Raw genomic sequence first — 23,233 nt, forward strand, 5'->3', positions numbered from 1 at the left:
GCGTGGCCGTTACGCCGCACGGTGACGGGAGCCGTCCGTGCATGCAAACGGTGAGCCAGCACGATCATCGATCACACGGCTGGCGCGGCGTTCCTGGTGTGTGCCTGAACGCCATTGAGGAGCTGTCTAGACTTGCGCCGCCCGCGCCTGTTCGATATGCGCGGCAAACGTCAGAGGATCTGTGTTCGTTCCGCATAACAGGACGCCGACGCGCTTGCCTTGCAGTTGCTCGCGCAACGGACCGAGCAGCGCGGCCGTCGCGGCCGCGCAGGCGGGCTCGACGGCCAGCTTCAATTGCGCAAACAGCGTGAGCATCGCGGCGCGCAACGCGTCGTCGGTGACGGTGACGAGACGGTCGACATGACGGCGGCACAACTCGTAGCTGTACTGCTCCGTGTGGGGCGCCATCAGCGAATCGGCAATCGAATGCATGTGGCTCATCTTGACGGTGTGATTGGCCGCGAGACTGCGGTTCATCACGTCCGCGCCTTCCGGCTCGACGCCGTACACATGCACGCGCGGATTGGCGAGGCGCAGCGCCGTCGATATGCCCGCCGCGAGTCCGCCTCCGCCGATGGGCACGATCACGGCATCGAGGTCGGGGGTTTGCGTCGCCCATTCGTAGCCGAGCGTCGCGGTGCCGAGCACCGTCCGGTAGCCGTTGAACGGGTGAACGAAATAGCGGCCTTCTTCGGCCTCGATGCGCCGCACGATTTCGAACGCTTCCGTCACGTTGTCGGCCATCACCACTTCCGCGCGATACTGCCGGCACAGCGCAATGCGCGCGGGGTTCGCGGCGTGCATCACGACGACCTTCGCGCTGATTCCCGTGCGCATCGCCGCATAGGCGACGGCGACGGCATGATTGCCGCCCGACACGCACGTGACGCCTGCGCTGCGCTGCGCGGCATCGAGTGCAAGAAGGTTGGTGAACGCGCCGCGCGCCTTGAAGCTGCCGCCCGCCTGCAGCAGTTCGAACTTGAAGTTGACGAGCGTGCCTTCGAGCGTCGGAAAGTCCATCCGGTCGAACACGGGCGTTCGTACGACCCACGGCGTCAGCGCGAAATGCTGCGAGGCGATGTCGTCGAGCGTCGGTATCGGCTCGCCGTCGATCGTGCGGTCGGTGTGCTGCGGCGTGGCGGTGGACATGGCGTGCGTACTCGTTTGTGGGTGAGGTCCGCTTTCGATGTCTTGTCGTTCGATCGTTGTTGTGTGTTGCTGCCCGGGTCAATGCACGTGCGCATCGACCGACATGCTGTGAATGAACTTGCTCAAAAAGCGTTCGCACTGCGCGAGCTGCCCGAGCGTGACGAACTCGTTCGCTTTGTGCGCCTGCTGGATGTCGCCCGGCCCGCACACGATGCTCGGAATGCCCGCCCGCGAGAACAGGCCCGCTTCCGTGCCGTATGCGACCTTGCGCTTGTCCTGATCGGCGGTGAGCGCGCGCACGAGCTGCGTGATGGCGGCCTGCTCCGGGGCGTCGAGCCCCGGCGCCGCGGCGAGCTTCGTGAACTCGATCGCGGCCGCTTCGTGCTCGCGCTTCATCTTCGGCAGCAGCGTCTCGCGCGCGTACTGGTCGATGCGCGCGAAGATCGGTTCGGGATCGAGCGTCGGCAGGTTGCGGAACTCGAATTCGAAGCTGCACTCGGCGGGCACCGTGTTGATCGCGTTGCCGCCCTTGATCGTGCTGGTTTGCGCCGTCGTGAACGGCACGTCGTAGAGCTGGTCGAACGGGCCTTGCTCGCGGAACTGGTCGGCCATGTCGCGGATGAAGCAGATCAGGCGCGCCGCGTATTCAATCGCGTTCAAGCCCTTTGGCGTGAGCGACGAATGCGCCGCGAAGCCGCGCACGCAGCACTGATACGCGTTGATGCCCTTGTGCGCGATGATGGGCCGCATGCTGGTCGGCTCGCCGACGATGCAGCCATCCGGCTTGACGCCGCGCTTGATCAGGTCGGCGATCATCAGCGGCGCGCCCACGCAGCCCACTTCCTCGTCGAACGAAAACGCGAGATGGATCGGCTTCGCGAGCCGGGTCTGCTGCATTTGCGGCACGAGCGTCAGCGCCGCGCCGATAAAGCCCTTCATGTCGCAGGTGCCGCGCCCGTAGAGTTTGTCGCCGCGCACTTCGGGCTTGAACGGATCGCTGTCCCACTGCTGGCCGTCGACGGGCACCACGTCCGTGTGACCCGATAGCACGATCCCGCCATTCGTCTCGCCGTCATGCGCCGGAATGGTCGCAAACAGATTCGCCCATTTGCCGCTGTCGTCGTGCGTCAGCGTCGCGTCGATGCCGCGCTCGCGCAGCGCGTCGCGCACGGTCTCGATCAGGCCGAGATTCGGGTTGCGGCTGACCGTGTCCATCGACACGAGGCGTGTGACCCAAGGGAGCGAGGCCGGCGAAGAAGCGTTGGCGGAAGCACCGGAAGAAGCAGACGATTGTGCGGACAGCGCTTGTTCAGCGACCTGTGACATGACGTTGGGCTCCAGCTTGTGTGTCTTTCGATCATACCCAAAAAACACTTAACTAGCCAAAGCTCATCGGGCGAGCCGCTTGCGCGACGGGGCTTGGCGCGATGCAACAATCTGTTGCGCGGGCTGGAAGCGTCTTCCGTTGCGCATTTACGCGCGCGCCGGCTTCGGCTCCAGCAGCGCGAGCAAGGCGCGTTCATACACGCGATAGACGGGCGCGATGGAGGCGAGCTCGATGCGCTCGTCGGCAGCGTGGATGCCTTCGCATCGCACGCCGAAGCCGCACAACGCGGGCACGCCCAGCGACGCGAGATAGTTGCCGATGTTCGAAGGCCCCGCGACGGCGCGCGGCAACTCGATGCCGGGTTCATCGCCGAGTTCACCAGATGCCGCGTCGAACAACGCGGCGGCAAGCGGATGCGCATCGTCGACCCTGTATGCGGGCCAGCCCGCCATCCATTCGATCGATGTCGCGAGCGACGCGTCGTAGCGAGCGTCGTGCGCGCGCACGATGCTGCTGACGAGGCGCTGCGCGTGCGCGGCATCGAACCCCGGCGTGAGCCGGCAATCGACGCTCAGCTCGCAGCGGTCGGGGACACTCGTGAAGGTGCCATCGCCCGACCGGATGCCCGTGATGGTGAGCTGAGCAGGGCGGCCGAAGGTGCCGTCGTCGGGCAGCGCGGCATCGCTCAACGCCTTCGCGAGATGTGCGCCGCGTATTGCTGCGTTGAGTCCGCGCGTGCTGCCGCTACCCGAATGCGCGGCGATGCCGCGCACCACGAGCCGCGCCCGCGCGAAGCCGCGCGCGCCGACGACGATCCGGCCGATGCCCGGATAGCCGATCAGCACGCCGTCGGGCCGGGGCGCATCGGCCGCGTCGAAGAACGCGCGAGCGCCGCCGAACCGGCCCGTATGTTCATCGAGATCGAACAGCACGCCGAGCGTGCCCGCGAATGCATCCGTGCACCGCGCGAACGCGGCGGCGAGATGCGCGAAGATCGCGACGGCGGCCTTGCTGTCCGCGCTGCCTCGCCCGTAGAGCCAGCCGTTCTCGATGTGCGCGCCCAGCGGCGGATGCGTCCACGTCGATTCGTCGCCGAAGCTCGCCGTATCGAGCGTCGCGTTCAGCAGATAGTGATGACCATTCCCGGGACCATTCGGCGCGCCGCGTATTTCAACGTACACGCCAAGCGGCTCACCGCTGGCGGAAACGAGCCGGCGTGTCGGCACATGACGCGCGCCGAACCACGCTTCGACACAGTCGGCGATGGGCGCGCACGCATCGACGCCGCCGCGGCTCGGCATGCGCACGAGCGCCGTCAGCAGGGCGACGATCGATGACGTGTCGACAGCACCTGCCATGCCGCGTGCTTCACGAAGCGACGGGCTGACCCGCCGCGCCCTTCGCGGGCGCGCCGAGCGCGCGCAGCGTTTCCTTGACGGTCGACACGCGCACCGCGAAGTCCGGGCTGCGCGTTTCGATGCGCAACTTGTCCTGGCCCGCGAGCTTGATGTGCTTGTGCTTCTGGACCATCTCGATGATCCGCATCGCGTCGATGGGCGGATTCGGGATGAACTGCAAGCCGATCACAGCCTCGCCCGCGTCGATCTTCGAAATGCCGAGCGGCTTCGCGGCAAGACGCAGACGATGCGTTTCGACGAGCGCATGCGCTTGTGGCGGCATCTTGCCAAAGCGGTCGATCAGCTCTTCCTGAATGCCGTCGATCGAATCGTTGTGCTCGCAGTTCGCAAGCCGCTTGTACAGCGACAGACGCTCCTGCACGTCGCCGCAATAGTCGGCGGGCAGGATAGCGGGCGTGTGCAGGTTGATCTCCGTCGTCGCCGCCAGAGGCGCCGTCAGGTCCGGCTCCTTGCCGTTCTTCAGCGCCTTCACCGCGTCGTTGAGCATGTCGGTGTAAAGCTGGAAGCCGATCTCGTGAATCTCGCCCGACTGCTTGTCGCCGAGCACCTCGCCCGTGCCGCGAATTTCGAGGTCGTGCATCGCGAGGTAAAAGCCCGCGCCGAGTTCCTCCATCTGCTGGATCGCCTCGAGCCGCCGCTGCGCCTGCTTCGTCAGACCCTGCGGATCGTGCACGAGCAGGTACGAATACGCCTGGTGATGCGAGCGGCCGACACGCCCGCGCAACTGATGCAGCTGCGCGAGGCCAAATTTGTCCGAGCGATGAATCAGGATCGTATTGGCGCTCGGCACGTCGATACCCGTTTCGATAATCGTCGTACAGAGCAGCACGTTTGCGCGCTGCGCGACGAAGTCGCGCATCACGCGTTCGAGCTCGCGTTCGTGCATCTGGCCGTGCGCGACCGCGATTCGCGCTTCCGGCACGAGCGCTTCGAGCATCTGGCGGCGGTTCTCGATGGTTTCGACTTCGTTGTGCAGGAAGTACACTTGGCCGCCGCGCTTCAGTTCGCGCAGCATCGCTTCGCGGATCACGCTGTCTTCCTCGCGGCGCACGAAGGTCTTGATTGCCAGACGCTTTTGCGGGGCCGTCGCGATGACGGAGAAATCGCGCAGGCCTTCGAGCGCCATGCCGAGCGTGCGCGGAATCGGCGTCGCGGTGAGCGTCAGCACGTCGACTTCCGCGCGCAGCGCCTTGAGCGCTTCCTTCTGGCGCACGCCGAAGCGATGCTCCTCGTCGATGATGACGAGCCCGAGCCGCTTGAACTGCACATCCGACGACAGCAGCTTGTGCGTGCCGATCACGATGTCGACACTGCCTTCGTTGATCTGCTGGATCGCCGTGCTGACTTCCTTGCCCGTCTTGAAGCGCGACAGTTCGGCGATGCGCACGGGCCAGTCGGAGAAGCGGTCAGTGAAGGTCTGCGTGTGCTGTTCGGCGAGCAGCGTGGTTGGCGAGAGCAGCGCAACCTGCTTGCCGCCCATCACCGCGATGAACGCCGCGCGCAACGCGACTTCCGTCTTGCCGAAACCGACGTCGCCGCACACGAGGCGGTCCATCGGTTTGCCGCTCGTCATGTCGCCGATCACGGCGGCAATCGCGGCCGCCTGGTCGGGCGTTTCCTCGAAACCGAAGCTCTCCGCGAACTTCACATAGTCGCGCGGATCGAGCTTGAACGCATGGCCTTCGCGCGCGGCGCGTCGGGCGTAGAGGTTCAGCAGCTCGGCCGCCGTGTCGCGGATCTGCTGCGCGGCCTTGCGCTTGGCCTTTTCCCACTGGCCGGAGCCGAGCGCGTGCAGCGGCGCGCTGTCGGGGTCCGCGCCGCTATAGCGCGAGATCACGTGCAGTTGCGCGACGGGCACATAGAGCTTGCTGTCGCCCTGGTATTCGAGGTGCAGGAACTCGGTTTCGCCTTCGCCGAGATCCATCGTCACGAGGCCCATGTAGCGGCCGATGCCGTGCTGCGAATGCACGACGGGATCGCCGACCTTCAGCTCCGACAGGTCGCGCACCATCGAATCGACATTGCTCGCCTGTTCCTGGCGGCGGCGTCCCGCACGGCGCGCGAGCGGCCCGTACAGCTCGGTTTCGGTGATGATGGCGACGCGCTCGCCTGGAATCGCGAAACCGTTTGCAAGGGGCGCGACGCCGAGCGCGAAACGCGCTTCGGAGTTCAGCCAGTCTTCGTAGCTGTCGGCGGAAGCGGGGCGCAGTTCGTTGTCCGCGAGCAGTTGGGCGATCGTCTCGCGCCGGCCCGCCGATTCGGCTGCGAACAGCACGCGGTTCGGCGTCGTGTCGAGATACGCGCGCAGCGCCGACACGGGGTCTTCCGCGTGGCGGTCGATCGCGAGATTCGGCAGCGGCAAGGCCCAGCCGCCGCCCGCGTTGACGGGCAGCGAGAGGCGGGCGAAGGGCTTGGCGAGCGTGAAGAAATCTTCGTCTGACAGGAACAGCCGCTGCGGTTCGAGAATCGGGCGGTCGCGGTCGTGCGACAGGAAGCTGTAGCGCTGCTTCGTATCCGCCGTGAAGCGCCGGATGGCCGCGTCCAGATCGCCGACGAAGGCCAGTTGCGCGCCTTCGGGCAAGTAATGAAAGAGCGTTGCCGTCTCGTCGAAGAAGAGGGGCAGATAGTATTCGATGCCCGCCGACGGCACGCCGTTGCCGATGTCCTTGTAGATCGACGCGCGGCTCGGATCGCCTTCGAACACTTCGCGCCAGCGGCTGCGAAACGCGGTGCGCGCCGCCTCGTCGAACGGAAACTCGCGTCCCGGCAACAGCCGCACGTCCTTCACGGGATAGAGGCTGCGTTGCGAGTCGGGATCGAATGCGCGGATCGAATCGACCTGATCGTCGAACAGGTCGATCCGGTACGGCAGCGGCGAGCCCATCGGAAAGAGGTCGATCAGCGAGCCGCGCACGCAGTATTCGCCGGGGCGAACGACCTGGCTCACGTGCTCGTAGCCGGCGAGCGTCAGTTGCGCCTTGAGTTTTGCTTCGTCGAGCCGCTCGCCCTGGGAGAACGAAAACGTGTACGCGGCCATGAACGACGCAGGCGGCATCCGGTAGAGGGCCGTCGTCGCGGGCACGAGCAGGATGTCGCAGCGGCCTTCGCCGAGATCGTGCAGCGTCGCGAGCCGCTCGGACACGAGATCCTGGTGCGGCGAGAACGAGTCGTAGGGCAGCGTCTCCCAGTCGGGCAGGACGCGCACGCGCGCATCCGGCGCGAAGAACGCGAGCTCCTGCGACAGCCGCTGCGCATCGACGGCGCTTGCGCAGACCACGGCGAGCAAGGGCACCTGCCGCCTGTACGCGAGGTGATAGCGCGCGATCAGCAGCGCGTCGGACGAACCATGCGTGCCGTCGAAAACGAAACGCTGACCGGCTTTGACCAGCGCGACGGGCGTGGGAGAGGGGGACTGCATGGATGCGGCGATGTCGGGCATAAACGGGAAACGGCCTTTGGGTGACGCCAATGAACGACCAGCTAACGATCAGGCAATGCGAAAGCGCAAAGCGAATGGGCAACAAAAACGTGTAAAGCGAACGATCGACCACTGACACGCAACACGTGCCGCCAATGAACGGCCGCGGCGGACGCCTCGGTGGGCCGGTCGCTGGCGGCTCGCGAGCGGCAAGTTTACGCGTGCCGGGGCTCGCGTGCCGAAGACCTATTATAAAATCCGTCCTTCACTTTGACCTGCACCGTGCTCTTTCCGTGACTTCCCGCCTGTTTGCCCTGATTCCCTGCGCCGGCACCGGCAGCCGTTCCGGCGCGAAGATGCCCAAGCAATATCGAACTGTCGCGGGCCGCGACATGCTGCATTATTCGCTCGCCGCGTTCGACGCATGCAGTGAATTCGCGCAGACCCTCGTCGTGATCGCGCCCGACGACCAGCACTTCGACGCGCGCCGCTTCGCGGGCCTGCGCTTCGCGGTGCGGCGTTGCGGCGGGGCGACGCGGCAGGCGTCGGTGCTGAACGGGCTGCATGCGCTGGCCGAGTTCGGTGCGCACGACAGCGACTGGGTGCTGGTGCACGACGCCGCGCGTCCCGGCATCACGCCCGCGCTGATCCGCGCGCTGGTCGGCGCGCTGAAGGACGACGCCGTCGGCGGCATCATGGCGCTGCCCGTTGCCGATACGCTCAAGCGCGTGACGCCCGGCACCGATAACCGCATCGATCACACCGAGCCGCGCGACGGCCTGTGGCAGGCGCAGACGCCGCAGATGTTCCGTATCGGCATGCTGCGCGAGGCGATCCTGCGCGCGCAAGGCGACGGCCACGATCTCACCGACGAAGCGAGCGCGATCGAATGGTGCGGTCATGCACCGAAACTGGTTCAAGGCAGCCTGCGCAACTTCAAGGTCACGTACCCCGAGGACTTCGATCTGGCCGAAGCGATTCTCGCGCGCGGCGCGGCGGGCTAACGGCTCATCTAGCGGCTCACTGCGGCCCACTGCGGGCTCACCGCCCTGACGCGCGCCCGACGGTCACCACAACGCTTTCACGCAACAACGGAACTTCACGCATATGGATTTGAGAATCGGACAAGGCTATGACGTTCACGCACTGGTGCCGGGACGCCCGCTGATCATCGGCGGCGTGACGATTCCGTACGAGCGCGGGCTGCTCGGCCATTCGGATGCCGACGTGCTGCTGCACGCGATCACCGACGCGCTGTTCGGCGCCGCCGCGCTCGGCGATATCGGCCGTCATTTTCCGGACACCGCGACGGAATTCAAAGGCGCGAACAGCCGCGTGCTGCTGCGCGAATGCGCGGCGCGCATCGCGAAGGCGGGCTTCACGATCCAGAACGTCGATAGCACGGTGATCGCGCAGGCACCGAAGCTCGCACCGCATATCGACGGCATGCGCGCGAACATTGCCGAAGACCTTGGCCTGCCCATCGATCGCGTCAACGTGAAGGCGAAGACCAATGAAAAGCTCGGCTATCTCGGACGAGGCGAGGGCATCGAAGCGCAAGCTGCCGTCCTGCTGCTGCGCGGCTGAATGGGCTTTTGCAATGCGGGTCATTTTTGCCTGAGCCGCGCGCGCCCGAGCCTGCGAGCATGACCGATTCCCGGATTCCATCGATGGGCGCGCACTAAAAAACTCGACGTGTGCCGTCGCGCGTTTTTGTCGATATATGCGCTCATCGTGGACCGCATGAAGTCGAGCGGACAGGCAATCACGGCGGTTGACGACCTCGTCAAGCGTGCGGCGCATCCAGGACAACCGGGTCGTGTAAGAGGTCTCAACGGGCTCAGGGCGATGGCCGTCGTGCTGGCGCTGCGTTCGCAAACGAAAAGGAACCAGACGAGCCTGGCCAAACATCAGCGTCGAACAACCAAACGCCACGCAGCGCGTGGCGTTGGCTCAAGCGCGAAACGCGCGCGGCTTACTTGCCTTCCGCGACGATTACTTGCGCTGCCGCGTTGATCACCGACGCAATGCGGCCGACGTCACGCAGTTGCGTCGAACTCATGCCTTCGTTGATCAGCGTATCGAAGTGCGACTTCACGCAGAAATGGCACTTGCCGATGATCGATGCGGCAAGCGCATACATCTCGAAGCGGCGCTTGTCGACGCCGCCGTGCGAGGCATACGCGTTCATCCGCAAACCCGCGGGCTGCGTTTTCAGATCGGCGTTGTCCGCCATTTCGAGGTACGGATACCAGACGTTGTTCATGCCCATCAGCGCGGCAGCCGTCAGCGCGCCGTTGACTTCTTCCGGCGACAAAACGCCCGCTTCACGGATCGCCGCAATGATCTTCGGGCTCTTCGCAGCGAATGCCGCGGCGAGCGCGACGCCGACGGCATCGTTGCCCTCGAGCGACGAGCGCGCAATCGTGCCGTCCAGATTCAGGCGAATGTCCTTCGCGTAGTCGGGGATCCATTCCTTAATCGCTGCAATGAATTCCATTGATATCTCCTATCATTTCGCCGATAAAAAAGCCCGCTGGCCTTTTCAAGCTTAGCGGGCTTTGGGCCGCACGGACTTACAGCGTTGCGCCGCCGACTGCGCGGTTGCACGGGCACAGTTCATCCGTTTGCAGACCGTCCAGGATACGCAGGACTTCTTCCGGGTTACGGCCGACGTTCAGGTTGTTCACCGAAACGTGCTGGATCGTGTTGTCCGGATCGACGATGAACGTCGCGCGCAGCGCAACGCCTGCTTCCTTGTCGCGCACGCCGAGCTGGTCGATCAGTTCGCCCTTCACGTCGCCGAACGCGTAGTGGTTCAGCTTGTTCAGGTCCTTGTGCTCACGGCGCCATGCGAGCTTGACGAATTCGTTGTCCACGCTGCCGCCGAGCAGAACGGCGTCGCGCTCTTCGAAGTCCTTTTGCAGCTTGCCGAATTCGACGATTTCCGTCGGGCAAACGAACGTGAAGTCCTTCGGGTAGAAATAGATGATCTTCCACTTGCCCGGGAACGACGATTCGGTGATTTCTTCGAACGCCGACACGCCGTTCTCTTCGTGGTTATTGAAACCCGGCTTCGCAGCGGTGACGGTGAAAGCTTCGAGTTTATCGCCGACAGTTTTCATGCGGTTACTCCTTGAGAAATGGCAAATGAGATTCGAAAAACAACCTGCTCAAACTACCTGCTGGCTGTAACGAACGCGTTACACAACCGAAACTATAACTCTATTAGTCAATCGCATCAATAGTTTTTGCCTAACGATGTGAATAGATTTTCTCGAATGCATCGATAGTTCAGTTTTGGAGGAATCGTGTTTGCACGGAACGGGGAATAGATTGCCCAAAAATGCAGCAACCCTAAATGGGCGCAGGACGCCGTGACCGGCCTTCACCTGGCTCAGAGGCTCTTGGCGAGCGGAAACTCGATCGTCACTTCGAGACCCGGCAGCGGCGTGCGGTTACGCAGCCGCAGCGCACCGCGATACCGGCCGACGAGCCGCTGCACGATCGCCATGCCGAGACCCGTTCCGTTCGCTTGCGTGCGCGCCGAGTTGACGCGGTAGAACGGGCGAGTGACGAGCGCGAGCTGGTCTTCCGGTATGCCCGGACCTTCATCGACGACCGACAGCTCGACCCGCGAATGCGACACTCGCGTCTCAAGAATGACATGCGGAATGCCGTCGGATTCGGAAAGGCCGTATTTGCGCGCGTTCTCGATCAGATTACCGACGACTCGCCGGATATCCGTCTCGTCTGCCTCGATGACGGCAGACGGCGCAAGCCGGGTGACCAGCCGCATGCCGTCCTCGCTCGACATACGCGCAGCCAGTTCTCCTGCGATCACCGAAAGGTCGACAGGTTCCGGATTTCTCTGAACCGGGCGTGCGTAATCAAGGAAGCGCCCGATAATCATGTCCATCTGTTCGATGTCGTCGATCATTGCGTCCTTGGTCGCCTGATCCGAAGGGCTCATCTCCGTTTCCAGACGCAGGCGAGCAAGCGGCGTGCGCAAGTCGTGCGAGATGCCGGCAAGCATCAGCGCGCGGTCGGCTTCGAGTTGCTCCAGGTCCTGCACCATCTGGTTGAAGCTTCGGTTGGTTTCGGCGGCCACTCCCATGCCGCGCTCGGGCAGCTTCTCGGGCGCCTGGCCGGAGCCGACCTTGCGCGCGGCCATCGCGAGCCGCGCGAACGGCCGGTTCACGAGGCTCGTGATGAACGCCGCGCCGAACAGCGATAGCGCGAGCGCAAAAATGCCCCAGCCGGCCCATTGCAGGCCCGTTACGCTATCGAGCTGATCGCGGTCGAGCGCGACCCAGTAATCGTCATCGTCAATCTTGAAACTGATCCACACGCCGGGAATGTCGTTGACCGACTGCGCGATGATCGTGTCGTCGCCAAGACGCCCGCGAATGTCGTGCTCGATGAGCCGGTTCAACGACTCGTCGGGTTGGAGCTTGTACTTGTCGGTGGTTTCGCGCGGATACACGCGCACGCCCTCGTTGCTCTCCAGATCCTGCAGCAGCGCGCGCCGCAAGTCGGGATCGGAATAGAGAAGGGCGGTGCGCGTGAGCTTCACGATCGCGACGAGTTGCAGCGCGACGCGCTGCGCGCGCGGCTCGCGCTCGATCACGCGAAAGCTCTGGAACCATGCGGCGAGGCTGACCGCGATCAACAGCGCAATCAGCAGAAACGTACGCCAGAACAGGCCTCCGAACGCGAGCGTCAGGAGGCGCCGGTCGATCCGCATGCGGCCATCGTGTCGACGAGGAGAAGCAACCGCAACGGCAGGCTTAGGCTGCACCGTCTGGGATGAAGACATAGCCCAGCCCCCAGACTGTCTGGATGAAACGCGGGCTGCCCGGATCGGGCTCGATCAGCTTGCGCAGACGCGAGATCTGCACATCGAGGCTGCGGTCGAACACTTCATATTCGCGGCCGCGCGCAAGTTCCATCAACTTTTCGCGCGACAGAGGCTGACGCGGATGACGCGCGAACACCTTCAGCACCGAAAACTCGCCCGTGGTCAACGGGATTTCCTGGCCAGCCTTGGTGAGCGTGCGCGTCGCGAGATTCAAAGCGAACTCGCCGAATTCGAAGACTTCCGAAGTCTCCGACGGCGCCCCCGGCAACTCGGACGGCGACTGGCGGCGCAGCACCGCATGAATGCGCGCGACGAGCTCGCGCGGATTGAATGGCTTCGGCAGATAGTCGTCGGCGCCCATTTCGAGGCCGACGATGCGATCGACATCTTCACCCTTTGCGGTGAGCATGATGATCGGCGTGCGATCGTTGCTGCCACGCAGGCGGCGGCAGATGGAGAGGCCGTCTTCACCCGGCAGCATCAGATCGAGCACCAGCAGGTCGAAACGTTCGCGCACCCACAGCTTGTTCATCGAGGGCGCGTTTTCAGCGACATAAACGTTGAAGCCCTGCTCGCCGAGATAACGGCGCAGCAGATCGCGCAGACGCGGGTCGTCATCGACGACGAGGATTTTCGAAGGGTTTTTGGTTTCCATGCTCGGCATCTTAGCGCGATTAGAAAGGGGTGCGCGTTTGCACCAATTAAGACGTAACAGTCCGTTACAAAATTTACCCGGCCTGTGGCACGGCGTAAAGCCTTGGCGCTTACACTCCTTTACTGTTTGCGCCAGTTCGGTAGATACTTCACTCGAATAAAGCTCTCGCACCGGTCTCAAGCCGGAGTCAATACACGTATCTGAGGTTGCCGGTTGTCGCGCCACGAAGGGAACAAGATGAAGGGAGGGGTCTGGCCGAAGATGCGCCTGAGCGTGATCGCGGTAGCCGTTGCGATCGTGTTCGCGAGCGCGCTGGGCCCGAACTCCGCTTTTGCCGATTCCTCCACGGAACGCAACACCGACACGCGCTCACCCCAGCATCCTCACTCGCGCTCGGCACGGCAGCCACACAATCCCAGCGCCGACCGCCCCGCGTCCGATGCGATCATGCGCACGACTGCCGTGCCGCCCGATCTTGACCAGCGCCGACGCGACGGGCACATGACGCCGGAAGAGCGCCGTCTGCTGCGGCAGCATATCGAAGACGCCGTTCGCGAACTGTACAAACGCTGACGCTTTGGCAGTTCCACATGCCGGACGGCGATCCATGTTGGGCCGTAAGGGCTGCGTTTTCATTTGGCGGCAGATTGCGGGCACATCCAGTGAGGCGCACATGAAGCGACGCGAGTTTCTTATGATGGCGGCGACGGGCGCTTCGCTATCGGTGCCGCGCGTGTTCGGCGCGCTTCCCGCCTGCGGCGGCACATCGTCGCAACTGGATGCACGCGCAACGGCACCGGATAATCGCGGCCAACTGCTCATTCTGATCGAGCTTAAGGGTGGAAACGACGGATTGAACACGGTCGTCCCGTTCGCCGATTCCGCTTACTACACATTGCGCAAGCACATTGCGATTGCACGCGATCGCGCGATCGCGCTCGATGAACGCACCGCGCTGCATCCCGCGCTGCGTGGTTTGCTGCCTATATGGCAAAGCGGGCGACTTGCCGTGGTGCAGGGCGTCGGTTGCGCGCAGGACAATCCGTCGCATTTCCGGTCGATGGAAGTCTGGGACACGGCTGCGCGTGCCAATGTTTATCGGCGCGACGGATGGCTGACTCGCGCGCTCGATCACTGGCCCGCGACGCGGCCGCGTATCGTGACGGCGTCCTTCGGCTGTGTGGAAGCGGGGCCTTTTGCCGGCTTGCCGGCCAATGAGGGGCGGGGCGACGCATGGGCGCGCGTCGCTGATCCCGACGACGCGCCGTACGTCGATGGAATGGACGCGGACCCTGGCGCAGGCGATCCCGTTTCGCGCGATGCGCCCGATGCATCGCGTGTGTTGAGTCACGATGCGCGTGGCTTTCGCGAGTCGATTGAAGCCGCGTTGCGCACCGTTGTCGATGCGGCTTCGCCCGATGCCTGCGGCGCGATCCGTTTGACGCTCGACGGTTTCGACACGCACGGCAATCAGCCCGCGCGGCATGCCGCGTTGCTCGGTGAACTCGCGCATGGTTGCGCGACGCTTCAGGCGGAACTGATGCGGCGCGGCCGCTGGGATCGCACATTGATCATGACGTACTCGGAATTCGGACGGTCCGCGCACGAGAACGCGAATCGCGGCACCGCGCATGGCGGCGCGGCTGCGCACTTCATGATGGGCGGCCCAGTGCGGGGCGGACTGTACGGCGCCGCGCCCGATCTTACGCGCCTCGATGCCGACGGCCGCCTGCCCGTCGCAATCGATTTCAGGCGGCTCTACGCGACGGCACTCGGTCCGTTCCTGAGGCTGGACGCGATAGCCGTCCTGGAGGATGACGTCAAACCGCTGCCGTTGCTGCGCGCTTGAGCGCTCAGTGCCGCCGCGCCGCTCGCCATGCCACCCACAGCTTGCGGATCGGCGTGAGCGCGATACGCTGATGCAGCACGTGATAGCCGTCACGTTCGATCTCGTCGAGCAGCGCCAGCGCGAGCGCCGCCAACGCGCGCAGCGTGCTCTGCGAATGGCGCTCGCCGGCGGGCAGCGCATCGAGCGCCCGGCGAATCGCGTCGCGGGCGCGCGTCGTCTGAAAGCGCATCAGTTCGGTGAATGCGTCCGAATACTTGCGGTTGATCAGGTCGGCGGCTGTGACATTGAAGCGCTGCATCTCGTCGATCGGGATGTAGATGCGGCCGTGGCGAGCGTCGTTGCCGAGTTCCACGACGATCTGCGCGAGCATCAACGACTCGCCGAGAGGCGCCGCCCAGGACGCCGCCTGTGACGGATCGCGTGCCGTCGCGCGCGCGACGACTGACGCAAACGTGCCGCCGACGCCGACGATATAGCGGCGCAGATTCGGATAGTCGAGATACCGCGCCTGATCGAGATCCATCTCAAAACCGGCGATCAAGGCCTGCAGCGCCGGATACTCGGCTTGCACATCGGGCAGATGCGCGGCGAGCGCCTGCGACACGGGATGGGTCGGCTCGCCTGCTGCGAGAGCGGCCGCTTCCTTTTGCCACCAGGCGAGCTTCGTGCGACCGACGGTCGGGTCGGTCGTTTCCTTGACGGTCTCCTCGAACTCGCGACGCAGCGCGAATAGCGCCGTGAGCAGCGGCTGCCGTGCGACGGGCGCCTGGCGCAGCGCATAGTAAGTGCTCGAACCGGGAGGCGCTGCTTTTTGCAGGCAGTATTCGTCGAAATTCACTGGATTGGCTTGTGGGAATACGCTCGTGCACGGCTGTGCACGAGGGACCGAAAATTGTAGCATCGACGGTATTCGACAGATGCAGACAAGCGCAGCCCAATCGGTTAGAATCTCGCGCTTACGCTTTCGGACGTGCTTTTCGACTTGGCTTGTTCGCGGTATCGGTGGCTCTGTGACCCAACGGGTTCAGAGTCGGCGGAGCGAATGACAATGCGGTGAAAACGCGACGTCCGGCCGCTGGCGAGACATCGGGCGCTGCACGCTTGAGGCGCCGCCCGGCTGCGAGGATGGCGAAATTGGTAGACGCACCAGGTTTAGGTCCTGACGCCCGCAAGGGTGTAGGGGTTCGAGTCCCCTTCCTCGCACCACTTTTCCGCAGCTGCGTATAGAAGACCCCGCGAGTCGCCGATTCGCGGGGTTTTGTTTTTTGCGTTCAGAAACACATACAAAAAACCCCGCAGAAGCGGGGCATGGCCGATCACACCGGCGATTCGCAACTGCTTAGTGGCAGCGCTTCTCCCAGTGGTGATGTACGTGCACCTTATGGCACTCATGATGATGGTCGTTCGCGAATGCCGACGACATGCCAACGAAACCAACAGCGGCGACCAGTGCCAAAACTACTTTCTTCATTGTTTGATCCTCGAAGTCAGAGAGAAAGAACGAGCGAGGATCGTAGCAAGCCAGCATTACGATCTCCTTCAACTTGTGCGTTATTCGGCTGCGCTTGGCGTTCATCGCGCGGCGCAATTCGACGCACGACATTTCTCATCTGGTTGCACGCACAACCATATTCTCCTATCCTCGCCCAAGCTACCTGCGATCCCGGGCTAGACACAACTGCGCAGCAAAAAGGAGAGTGCAATGGCCGCGACCGATGATCGAAAGCCGTCTTCCATTGGCGCGAGCGCGGGTGCTGAACATGCGCTGCGGGTGCAACTGGCAGGCACGTATCGGGTGTTCGCCATGCTCGGCTGGACGGAGCTGATCTACAACCACATCACCGTGCGCGTGCCGGACACGCAGAGCCATTTCCTGACCAATCCGTTCGGCCTGCACTATACGGAAGTGACGGCTTCGAATCTGGTGAAGATCGACGTCGATGGCAATGTGCTGGATGGCTCGGTGCATCCCGTGAATCCAGCGGGTTTCGTCGTGCATGCGGCGATCCATCGCGCGCTGCCCGACGCGCATTGCGTGATGCACACGCATACGACAGCGGGCCTCGCGGTCGCGTGCTCACAGGTGGGCCTCGAAAACAACAACTTCTACTCGGCGCAATTGCACGAGATGGTCGCGTATCACGACTTCGAGGGCATTACGGTGCGCGCCGACGAAGGGCCGCGCCTCGTCGCGACCCTCGGCGGCAAGCGCCTGCTGATCCTGCGCAACCATGGTTTGCTATCGATTGGCGAAACTGTCGCGCAGGCGTTCGCGAGACTCTGGACGCTCAATCGCGCGTGCGAGGTTCAACTTGCGACAGCCGCGCTCGGTCCTTCGCGCCTGATCAGTGATGACATCGCGTCGCGCTGCACGCGCGACTCGCTACAATTCGATCCCCGGCATGGCGCAGGCGATGACGTGCTGCGCGCGCTGTTGCGCCAGGTCGACAGGATCGACCCGTCGTATCGCGATTGACTCAATGCCCGTTCGCGAGAGACAAGGGCAATACGATGACTTGTGAATGAGCGTTTAAGGAATTACGCAACGACGAAGGCAGCGGCGCGCCATACGCGCCGTCGAACGTGGAACTCGACCTTCGTCTAGCCTGACTATTCCGCGTTACGCGCGATCGCGTTTTCGATGACCTTGTCGAGCGCTTCGCTGAGCGCGGCCTTTTCGCGATCATCGAGGCAGTCGAACAGATCGGTGTTCCACCTGCGCGCGATGGGCATGATCTTGCGATAGAGCGCACGGCCTTCCGTGGTCAGCGATACGAGCACGACACGGCCATCTTCCGCGCTTGCTTCGCGTTGCACGAGGCCTTGTCTGATCAACGCTTCCGCTGCGCGGCTTGCCTGACTCTTGTCGAGGTTCGCGTGGCGCGCGAGGTCCATGATCGAGAATGGCCCGAACGATCCGACCGATGCGATCACGCGCGCTTCAGGCAGCGTCACGTCGAGCTTGGCCATATACCGTTCGCTGATGCCCCGCTCGGAAAGTTTGTTCAGCACGTGCAGACGATACGTCAGAAACTGTTCGAGTCCGGCTTTATCGGAGGCCTTCATGGTCTTCCTGTGTGAGTGGATGCAGTCCCGCGATGTGATTGTTGCTGCATCCGCTCGCGCGGTCAACGCGGGCCGTACCTGAGTCGCGTCATCTGTTCGGCTTCGTTTGCGAGCAGTGTGGCCGCATCGCGAATCGCCACTTCGAGGGTGATGGGTCCCGGCGCCGGCGAGAAGCATCCGCTGAAATGCTCGGCGAGTTTCGGCAGCGCGGAAGGATCGACGGCACCCGACAGCAGCGTGGCGGGCACGCCCGCCGCGCGTGCATGCTGACAGGCAATGAAGGGCGCCTTGCCGTGCAGCGTTTGCACATCGGAGCGGCCTTCTCCCGTGATGAGCCAGCCAGCGCCTTCGAGTGCCGCGTCGAGGCCGATTTCGCGCGCAACGACTTCCGCGCCCGCTTCGAACTCGGCGCCCAGCATATGCAGCGCGAAGCCAAGACCGCCCGCAGCGCCCGCGCCCGCCTGGTTGCGCGCGACACGATTCATTGCCGGTTCGACGAGATCGGCGAAGCGGGCGAGGGCCGCGTCGATGGTCGCGACCTGCTCCGGCTTCACGCCTTTTTGCGGACCAAAGACAGCCGTGGCGCCATGGTCGCCCGTCAGCGGATTGTCGACGTCTGACATGCCGACGAACGTGGTGTCGCTCAGCCGCGCATCGAGGCACGATGCATCGACGCGCGCAACTTGTGTGAGCTGCTCGGGTGTCGCGTCGAGTTCATGCCCTTGTGCGTCGAACAGCTTGAGCCCGAGGCCGACGAGCAGCCCCGCGCCACCGTCGTTCGTGCTGCTGCCGCCGAGGGCGACGAAGAAACGCCGCACGCCTGCGTCCAGCAGCGCACGAATCGCTTCCCCCATGCCGCGCGTGCTGCGCTTTTCGACGGGCACACCCATGCCCACCGGGTCTGTAATCCCAACGATTTCCGCCGTCTCGACGATCGCGCTGCCGTCCGCTAGCAGCCCTGTTGCCGCTTCGCGTGACGGGCCCGCCGCGCCGCGCACCGTCAGCAGACGGCGCTCGCCGCCGCGTGTGAGCATCGCGTCGAGCGTGCCTTCGCCGCCGTCGGCCATCGCGCAAATGCGAATTGTCGCGTCGGCTCGCGCGCGCAGGATGCCCGTCGCGATAGATTGCGCGACCTGCTCGGCGGAGAGCGAACCTTTGAACGAGTCGGGGGCAATGACGACGATGGGCGCGGACGACGTATTCGGCATGGTGTCTCTATCGATTTGGAATGGAAGGCATCACCGCAATGCGATGGGGCGCCCCGGACGCACTTGCGCATGCAACTGCGTATCAGGATGTGGTGAAGCTTATCAGCATGCGGCGCACGACTGAATACACCCGAAGGTATAGGCAGAATTGACTTTGATTCACAGCTGCGGCCGTCTGCCTGGCGCAGCCGATTGAGTTCGCGAGACACACGCGCAGCGCGCCCGAGACTTTCGAAACAGCGAATCACGGCTAGGCGTGCAAATAGTTTGCTAAAATATTTGGCTCTCTGACCCAAACTGTGCTGCCGGCGGCCTCACAGCCCGCGGCGAGAGGCACGCGATCGATGTCACAGGTGAATGAGCGAAGCGAGACGGCGACCCTGCGTAATGGCAAACGCATTACGCAGCGTCGGGCGCGGAACGCAAAGCGGACATCGACAGGCGGCGCACACAAGATAACTGATTCGCTCGAATAATTTTAGGACGATTGAAGCCATGGCTAACGTTGTTGAAAACCTCGGCAAGCTCGAACGCCGCGTGACGATTTCCCTGCCGAAGGACGCCGTGCAGAAGGAAGTGGACACGCGGATCCGTCAACTCGCGAAGAACGTGCGCATGCCGGGTTTCCGCCCGGGCAAGGTGCCGCTCAAGATGGTGACGCAGCAGTACGCGGGGCAGGTGGAAGCCGAAGTGCTGAGCGACAAGGTTGGCAAGGAATTCTTTGACATCAGCCGTGCGGAAAACCTGCGCGTCGCTGGCCAGCCGAGCTTCAGCCCGAAGACGGACGCAGCGGAAGGCGCATACGCATTCGACGCGACCTTCGAGGTTTACCCGGAAGTGAAGCTGGGCGATGTCGCGACGGCTGAAATCGAACGCACGACGACCACGATCAGCGACGCCGAAATCGACCGCACGCTCGACATCCTGCGCAAGCAGCGCGTGCACTACCACGCCCGCGGCGAAGCAGGCGAGCACGGCGACGGTGGCACGGACGTGTCGGCCCACGATGGCGACCGCGTGACGGTCGACTTCGTCGGCAAGATCGATGGCGAAGCATTCCAGGGCGGCAGCGCGGACGACTTCGCGTTTGTCCTGGGTGAGGGCCGCATGCTGCCGGAATTCGAAAAGGCGGCGCTCGGCCTGAAGGTCGGCGAGTCGAAGGAATTCGACCTGGCCTTTCCCGAGGACTACCACGGCAAGGAAGTCGCCGGCAAGACCGCACAGTTCGCGATCACGATGAAGAAGATCGAATGGCCGCACCTGCCGGAAATCGACGGTGAATTCGCGAAATCGCTCGGCATCGAAGACGGCGATCTGTCGAAGATGCGCAATGAAATCAAGGACAACCTCGAACGCGAAGCAAAGCGCCGTACGCAGGCTGTCGTGAAGAACCAGGTGATGGACGCCCTGCTGAAGATCTCCGAACTCGACGTGCCGAAGGCGCTGATCGAGCAGGATCAGCAGCGCCTCGTCGAAATGGCGCGTCAGGATCTCGCGCAGCGCGGCGTGCCGAACGCCAAGGACGCGCCGATCCCCGCCGAAATGTTCGCCGAGCAGGCCGAGCGCCGCGTCAAGCTGGGCCTCGTACTGGCCGAACTGGTGAAGGCAAACGAGCTGCAGGCCAAGCCCGAGCAGATCCGCGCGGAAGTCGACGAGTTCGCGAAGAGCTACGAAGACCCGAAGGAAGTCGTCCGCTGGTATTATTCGAACCAGCAACGTCTTGCCGAGATGGAAGCGTATGTCGTTGAGTCCAACGTCGTCGATTTCGTCCTGAGCAAGGCGAAGGTGACGGACAAGGAAGTGAGCTTCGAAGAGCTGGCAAGCGCGACGGCGCAAGCGTAAGCATCGCTGCAACGGCGTGCCGGCTGTCCGAGCGACGGCCCGCACGCCGTTTTTACGTGCTGAGCATCGGCCGATTCATGCTAAAAGAGCGCTTGTCGGCCGTTTGGCACTTGAAAAGCGCGCGGCCGCACCAACTTGTTCAGAACCGATTATCAGAACATTTCCTGACAAGGATCCATTGCATGACCTTTCGCGCTCAAATGCTGGACACGTTGACCTCGCAGTCGTCGCGGGATCGGGCTCTCGAAGCGCAAGCGCTCGGCCTCGTACCGATCGTCGTCGAAACGAGCGGCCGTGGCGAACGTTCGTATGACATCTACTCGCGCCTGCTAAAGGAGCGCGTGGTGTTCCTGGTCGGCGAAGTGAATGATCAAACCGCGAATCTCGTCATCGCGCAGCTGCTATTCCTCGAAAGCGAAAATCCGGACAAGGACATCAGCTTCTACATCAACAGTCCGGGCGGCTCGGTGTCGGCCGGGATGGCGATCTACGACACGATGCAGTTCATCAAGCCGGACGTCTCGACGCTGTGCATGGGCCTCGCGGCCAGCATGGGCGCGTTTCTGCTGGCGGCGGGCGCGAAGGGCAAGCGTTTCGCATTGCCCAATGCACGCGTGATGATCCACCAGCCGCTGGGCGGGGCGCGCGGTCAAGCGTCGGACATCGAAATTCAGGCACGCGAGATCCTGTACCTGAAGGATCGTCTGAACCATTTGCTGTCGCACCACACCGGTCAACCCGTCGAGCGCATCCAGCGCGACACGGACCGCGACAATTTCATGTCGGGCGACGACGCGCAGGCCTATGGTCTTGTCGACCAGGTCCTGCACAAGCGTCCGTAAAACATCGCTGAAACATGACTGATCCGGAGCGCTTTTCCTCAAATTGGGGGAAGAGCGCCGGCGCAAAACCTTGTGAAATAATAAGACCCGTCTGAACGCCTGCGGCAAACGCCGTCACAGCTTTTGCGCATCCGTCCCGCCCCCGACTGAACGGGGTGGGCAAACGGCGTATCATGTCATTCGAGTGTCCGGAGGCTCACACATTTATGGCGGACAAAAAAGGTTCTAACAGCGAAAAGCTGTTGTATTGCTCGTTCTGCGGTAAGAGCCAGCACGAAGTCAAAAAGCTGATTGCTGGCCCGTCGGTATTCATCTGCGATGAATGTATCGACCTGTGCAACGAAATCATTCGCGACGAAGCAGCGGGCGCGGGTCTGGAGACGGGCCTGTCCAAATCCGATCTGCCTAGTCCGCAAGAAATCCGTGAAATTCTCGATCAATACGTGATCGGGCAGGAACGCGCGAAGAAAATTCTCGCCGTCGCGGTGTACAACCACTACAAGCGTCTTAAGCATCTCGACAAGAAGGACGACGTCGAGTTGTCGAAGAGCAACATCCTGCTGATCGGCCCGACGGGCTCCGGCAAGACATTGCTCGCGCAGACCCTTGCGCGCCTTCTGAACGTCCCGTTCGTGATCGCCGACGCGACCACGCTGACGGAAGCCGGCTATGTCGGTGAGGACGTCGAAAACATCATTCAGAAGCTGCTGCAAAACTGCAACTATGAAGTCGACAAGGCGCAGCGCGGCATCGTCTATATCGACGAAATCGACAAGATCAGCCGCAAGTCGGACAACCCGTCGATTACCCGCGACGTGTCGGGCGAGGGCGTGCAGCAGGCGCTGCTGAAGCTCGTCGAAGGCACGATGGCGTCGGTGCCGCCGCAAGGTGGTCGCAAGCATCCGAACCAGGATTTCATCCAGGTCGATACGACCAACATTCTGTTCATCTGCGGCGGTGCGTTCGACGGCCTTGAAAAGGTGATCGTCGACCGTACGGAAAAAACGGGGATCGGTTTCGGCGCCAGCGTCAAGAGCAAGCAGGATCGCGACGCGGGCGAGGTGCTGCGCGAAGTCGAGCCGGAAGATCTCATCAAATTCGGCCTGATTCCGGAACTGATCGGACGTCTGCCCGTTGTGGCGACGCTCGGCAAGCTGGACGAAGCCGCGCTGATGAAGATTCTGGTGGAACCCAAGAACGCGCTCGTCAAGCAGTATCACAAGCTGTTCAACATGGAGCGCGTCGAGCTGGAGATCCGCCCGGCGGCGTTGCAGGCCATCGCGCGCAAGGCTATCCGCCGCAAGACGGGGGCACGGGGCTTGCGGTCGATTCTGGAACAGGCGTTGCTCGACGTCATGTACGAACTGCCGGCAATGAAGGGCGTGAGCAAAGTCATTATTGACGACAATGTCATTGATGGTGACGGAAAGCCGCTACTGATCTACGAAGACGCGCCGAAGGTCGCGGGTTCGAATTGATCGGCTGCGCGATTTTTGAAAAAAAGCCGTTCATGGCGACGTGAACGGCTTTTTTCGTTTATCGTGTCGTCAGGATGGACCGTTTTTCTGGAGTCACTGAACTTTTCCCACACGCGGAGG

At 63.1% G+C, this 23,233-nt stretch carries 20 protein-coding genes and 1 tRNA gene; 9 read left to right on the forward strand and 12 right to left on the reverse strand.

The genetic code is table 11. The features are described from left to right. Positions 1–126: 126 nt before the first annotated feature. The 4 genes from J8I87_RS33320 to mfd all read right to left on the reverse strand — a co-directional run bounded on the left by J8I87_RS33320 (position 127) and on the right by mfd (position 7,333). On the reverse strand, positions 127–1,149 hold the full coding sequence (locus J8I87_RS33320) for a threonine/serine dehydratase (protein WP_209936496.1): 1,023 nt from the start codon (positions 1,147–1,149) through the stop codon (positions 127–129). Between the two features lie 78 nt (positions 1,150–1,227). After that, positions 1,228–2,475, reverse strand: a complete 1,248-nt coding sequence (argE, locus tag J8I87_RS33325) for an acetylornithine deacetylase (protein WP_209936497.1) — start codon at positions 2,473–2,475, stop codon at positions 1,228–1,230. Positions 2,476–2,622: 147 nt separating this feature from the next. Next, on the reverse strand, positions 2,623–3,834 hold the full coding sequence (locus J8I87_RS33330) for a M20 family metallopeptidase (protein ID WP_209936499.1): 1,212 nt from the start codon (positions 3,832–3,834) through the stop codon (positions 2,623–2,625). Positions 3,835–3,844: 10 nt separating this feature from the next. Next, on the reverse strand, positions 3,845–7,333 hold the full coding sequence (mfd, locus tag J8I87_RS33335) for a transcription-repair coupling factor (RefSeq protein WP_209936500.1): 3,489 nt from the start codon (positions 7,331–7,333) through the stop codon (positions 3,845–3,847). 272 nt (positions 7,334–7,605) lie between these two features. Between mfd and ispD the strand changes: the two genes are divergently transcribed. Continuing rightward, positions 7,606–8,316 carry a 2-C-methyl-D-erythritol 4-phosphate cytidylyltransferase gene (gene ispD / locus J8I87_RS33340; protein ID WP_209936501.1) on the forward strand — a complete coding sequence of 237 codons (711 nt, stop codon included), beginning with the start codon at positions 7,606–7,608 and terminating at the stop codon, positions 8,314–8,316. Positions 8,317–8,419: 103 nt separating this feature from the next. Then, positions 8,420–8,899, forward strand: a complete 480-nt coding sequence (ispF, locus tag J8I87_RS33345; protein ID WP_209936502.1) for a 2-C-methyl-D-erythritol 2,4-cyclodiphosphate synthase — start codon at positions 8,420–8,422, stop codon at positions 8,897–8,899. A 388-nt stretch (positions 8,900–9,287) separates the two neighbouring features. Here the strand turns inward: ispF and J8I87_RS33350 are convergent, their stop codons facing one another. The 4 genes from J8I87_RS33350 to ompR form a co-directional block, all read right to left on the reverse strand. Beyond that, entirely contained in the window at positions 9,288–9,812 is a 525-nt protein-coding gene (locus J8I87_RS33350; protein WP_209936503.1) for a carboxymuconolactone decarboxylase family protein, read from the reverse strand. A 76-nt stretch (positions 9,813–9,888) separates the two neighbouring features. Beyond that, positions 9,889–10,437 carry a peroxiredoxin gene (locus J8I87_RS33355; protein ID WP_152759909.1) on the reverse strand — a complete coding sequence of 183 codons (549 nt, stop codon included), beginning with the start codon at positions 10,435–10,437 and terminating at the stop codon, positions 9,889–9,891. 272 nt (positions 10,438–10,709) lie between these two features. Then, positions 10,710–12,059 (reverse strand): ATP-binding protein, encoded by a 1,350-nt coding sequence (locus J8I87_RS33360; protein WP_209936505.1) that lies wholly within the window; start codon positions 12,057–12,059, stop codon positions 10,710–10,712. Between the two features lie 43 nt (positions 12,060–12,102). Beyond that, a complete protein-coding gene (ompR, locus tag J8I87_RS33365) occupies positions 12,103–12,837 on the reverse strand; it encodes a two-component system response regulator OmpR (RefSeq protein WP_409518858.1) in 735 nt (244 codons plus the stop codon). A gap of 228 nt (positions 12,838–13,065) precedes the next feature. On the opposite strand from ompR, the gene J8I87_RS33370 reads away from it, so the two are divergent. Together J8I87_RS33370 and J8I87_RS33375 are read left to right on the forward strand one after the other, a co-directional pair. Further along, the gene (locus J8I87_RS33370) at positions 13,066–13,401 is read left to right on the forward strand and encodes a hypothetical protein (protein ID WP_209936506.1); all 336 of its coding nucleotides are present in this window, start codon (positions 13,066–13,068) and stop codon (positions 13,399–13,401) included. A 100-nt stretch (positions 13,402–13,501) separates the two neighbouring features. Further along, positions 13,502–14,677: a DUF1501 domain-containing protein gene (locus J8I87_RS33375; protein WP_209936507.1), complete on the forward strand. Its 1,176-nt coding sequence runs from the start codon at positions 13,502–13,504 to the stop codon at positions 14,675–14,677. Positions 14,678–14,681: 4 nt separating this feature from the next. Here J8I87_RS33375 and J8I87_RS33380 read toward each other — a convergent pair whose 3' ends face one another. Then, positions 14,682–15,515 carry a squalene/phytoene synthase family protein gene (locus tag J8I87_RS33380; RefSeq protein ID WP_209936508.1) on the reverse strand — a complete coding sequence of 278 codons (834 nt, stop codon included), beginning with the start codon at positions 15,513–15,515 and terminating at the stop codon, positions 14,682–14,684. A gap of 281 nt (positions 15,516–15,796) precedes the next feature. Between J8I87_RS33380 and J8I87_RS33385 the strand changes: the two genes are divergently transcribed. Then, positions 15,797–15,883, forward strand: a tRNA-Leu gene (locus J8I87_RS33385). A 133-nt stretch (positions 15,884–16,016) separates the two neighbouring features. Here J8I87_RS33385 and J8I87_RS33390 read toward each other — a convergent pair. After that, positions 16,017–16,280 carry a hypothetical protein gene (locus J8I87_RS33390; RefSeq protein ID WP_209936531.1) on the reverse strand — a complete coding sequence of 88 codons (264 nt, stop codon included), beginning with the start codon at positions 16,278–16,280 and terminating at the stop codon, positions 16,017–16,019. A gap of 99 nt (positions 16,281–16,379) precedes the next feature. Between J8I87_RS33390 and J8I87_RS33395 the strand changes: the two genes are divergently transcribed. Next, positions 16,380–17,153 carry a class II aldolase/adducin family protein gene (locus tag J8I87_RS33395; protein ID WP_209936510.1) on the forward strand — a complete coding sequence of 258 codons (774 nt, stop codon included), beginning with the start codon at positions 16,380–16,382 and terminating at the stop codon, positions 17,151–17,153. Positions 17,154–17,287: 134 nt separating this feature from the next. Here J8I87_RS33395 and J8I87_RS33400 read toward each other — a convergent pair whose 3' ends face one another. Both J8I87_RS33400 and J8I87_RS33405 read right to left on the reverse strand, forming a co-directional pair. Further along, positions 17,288–17,743, reverse strand: a complete 456-nt coding sequence (locus tag J8I87_RS33400; RefSeq protein WP_209936511.1) for a MarR family winged helix-turn-helix transcriptional regulator — start codon at positions 17,741–17,743, stop codon at positions 17,288–17,290. Between the two features lie 62 nt (positions 17,744–17,805). Further along, positions 17,806–18,951: a glycerate kinase gene (locus J8I87_RS33405; protein ID WP_209936512.1), complete on the reverse strand. Its 1,146-nt coding sequence runs from the start codon at positions 18,949–18,951 to the stop codon at positions 17,806–17,808. Positions 18,952–19,446: 495 nt separating this feature from the next. Between J8I87_RS33405 and tig the strand changes: the two genes are divergently transcribed. From tig to clpX, 3 genes are all read left to right on the forward strand, one after another. After that, positions 19,447–20,793: a trigger factor gene (gene tig / locus J8I87_RS33410; protein WP_209936513.1), complete on the forward strand. Its 1,347-nt coding sequence runs from the start codon at positions 19,447–19,449 to the stop codon at positions 20,791–20,793. A 182-nt stretch (positions 20,794–20,975) separates the two neighbouring features. Further along, positions 20,976–21,635 carry an ATP-dependent Clp endopeptidase proteolytic subunit ClpP gene (gene clpP, locus J8I87_RS33415; protein WP_209936515.1) on the forward strand — a complete coding sequence of 220 codons (660 nt, stop codon included), beginning with the start codon at positions 20,976–20,978 and terminating at the stop codon, positions 21,633–21,635. Positions 21,636–21,841: 206 nt separating this feature from the next. Next, complete coding sequence (gene clpX / locus J8I87_RS33420; protein ID WP_054926668.1) at positions 21,842–23,113, forward strand: ATP-dependent Clp protease ATP-binding subunit ClpX; 1,272 nt, start codon at positions 21,842–21,844, stop codon at positions 23,111–23,113. Positions 23,114–23,233: the final 120 nt, after the last annotated feature.

Source organism: Paraburkholderia sp. LEh10 (assembly GCF_017814945.1).
Taxonomy (GTDB): Bacteria; Pseudomonadota; Gammaproteobacteria; order Burkholderiales; family Burkholderiaceae; genus Paraburkholderia.

Bases quoted from the DNA above. Each gene is read 5' to 3' on its own strand.
- J8I87_RS33375 (WP_209936507.1), top strand. From the start codon at position 13,502: ATGAAGCGACGCGAGTTTCTTATGATGGCGGCGACGGGCGCTTCGCTA.
- J8I87_RS33400 (WP_209936511.1), bottom strand. From the start codon at position 17,743: ATGAAGGCCTCCGATAAAGCCGGACTCGAACAGTTTCTGACGTATCGT.
- J8I87_RS33360 (WP_209936505.1), bottom strand. From the start codon at position 12,059: ATGCGGATCGACCGGCGCCTCCTGACGCTCGCGTTCGGAGGCCTGTTC.
- J8I87_RS33350 (WP_209936503.1), bottom strand. From the start codon at position 9,812: ATGGAATTCATTGCAGCGATTAAGGAATGGATCCCCGACTACGCGAAG.
- J8I87_RS33405 (WP_209936512.1), bottom strand. From the start codon at position 18,951: ATGCCGAATACGTCGTCCGCGCCCATCGTCGTCATTGCCCCCGACTCG.
- tig (WP_209936513.1), top strand. From the start codon at position 19,447: ATGGCTAACGTTGTTGAAAACCTCGGCAAGCTCGAACGCCGCGTGACG.
- clpP (WP_209936515.1), top strand. From the start codon at position 20,976: ATGACCTTTCGCGCTCAAATGCTGGACACGTTGACCTCGCAGTCGTCG.
- J8I87_RS33355 (WP_152759909.1), bottom strand. From the start codon at position 10,437: ATGAAAACTGTCGGCGATAAACTCGAAGCTTTCACCGTCACCGCTGCG.
- J8I87_RS33370 (WP_209936506.1), top strand. From the start codon at position 13,066: ATGAAGGGAGGGGTCTGGCCGAAGATGCGCCTGAGCGTGATCGCGGTA.
- J8I87_RS33330 (WP_209936499.1), bottom strand. From the start codon at position 3,834: ATGGCAGGTGCTGTCGACACGTCATCGATCGTCGCCCTGCTGACGGCG.
- ompR (WP_409518858.1), bottom strand. From the start codon at position 12,837: ATGCCGAGCATGGAAACCAAAAACCCTTCGAAAATCCTCGTCGTCGAT.
- argE (WP_209936497.1), bottom strand. From the start codon at position 2,475: ATGTCACAGGTCGCTGAACAAGCGCTGTCCGCACAATCGTCTGCTTCT.
- J8I87_RS33395 (WP_209936510.1), top strand. From the start codon at position 16,380: ATGGCCGCGACCGATGATCGAAAGCCGTCTTCCATTGGCGCGAGCGCG.
- J8I87_RS33390 (WP_209936531.1), bottom strand. From the start codon at position 16,280: ATGTCGTGCGTCGAATTGCGCCGCGCGATGAACGCCAAGCGCAGCCGA.
- clpX (WP_054926668.1), top strand. From the start codon at position 21,842: ATGGCGGACAAAAAAGGTTCTAACAGCGAAAAGCTGTTGTATTGCTCG.
- J8I87_RS33320 (WP_209936496.1), bottom strand. From the start codon at position 1,149: ATGTCCACCGCCACGCCGCAGCACACCGACCGCACGATCGACGGCGAG.
- mfd (WP_209936500.1), bottom strand. From the start codon at position 7,333: ATGCCCGACATCGCCGCATCCATGCAGTCCCCCTCTCCCACGCCCGTC.
- ispF (WP_209936502.1), top strand. From the start codon at position 8,420: ATGGATTTGAGAATCGGACAAGGCTATGACGTTCACGCACTGGTGCCG.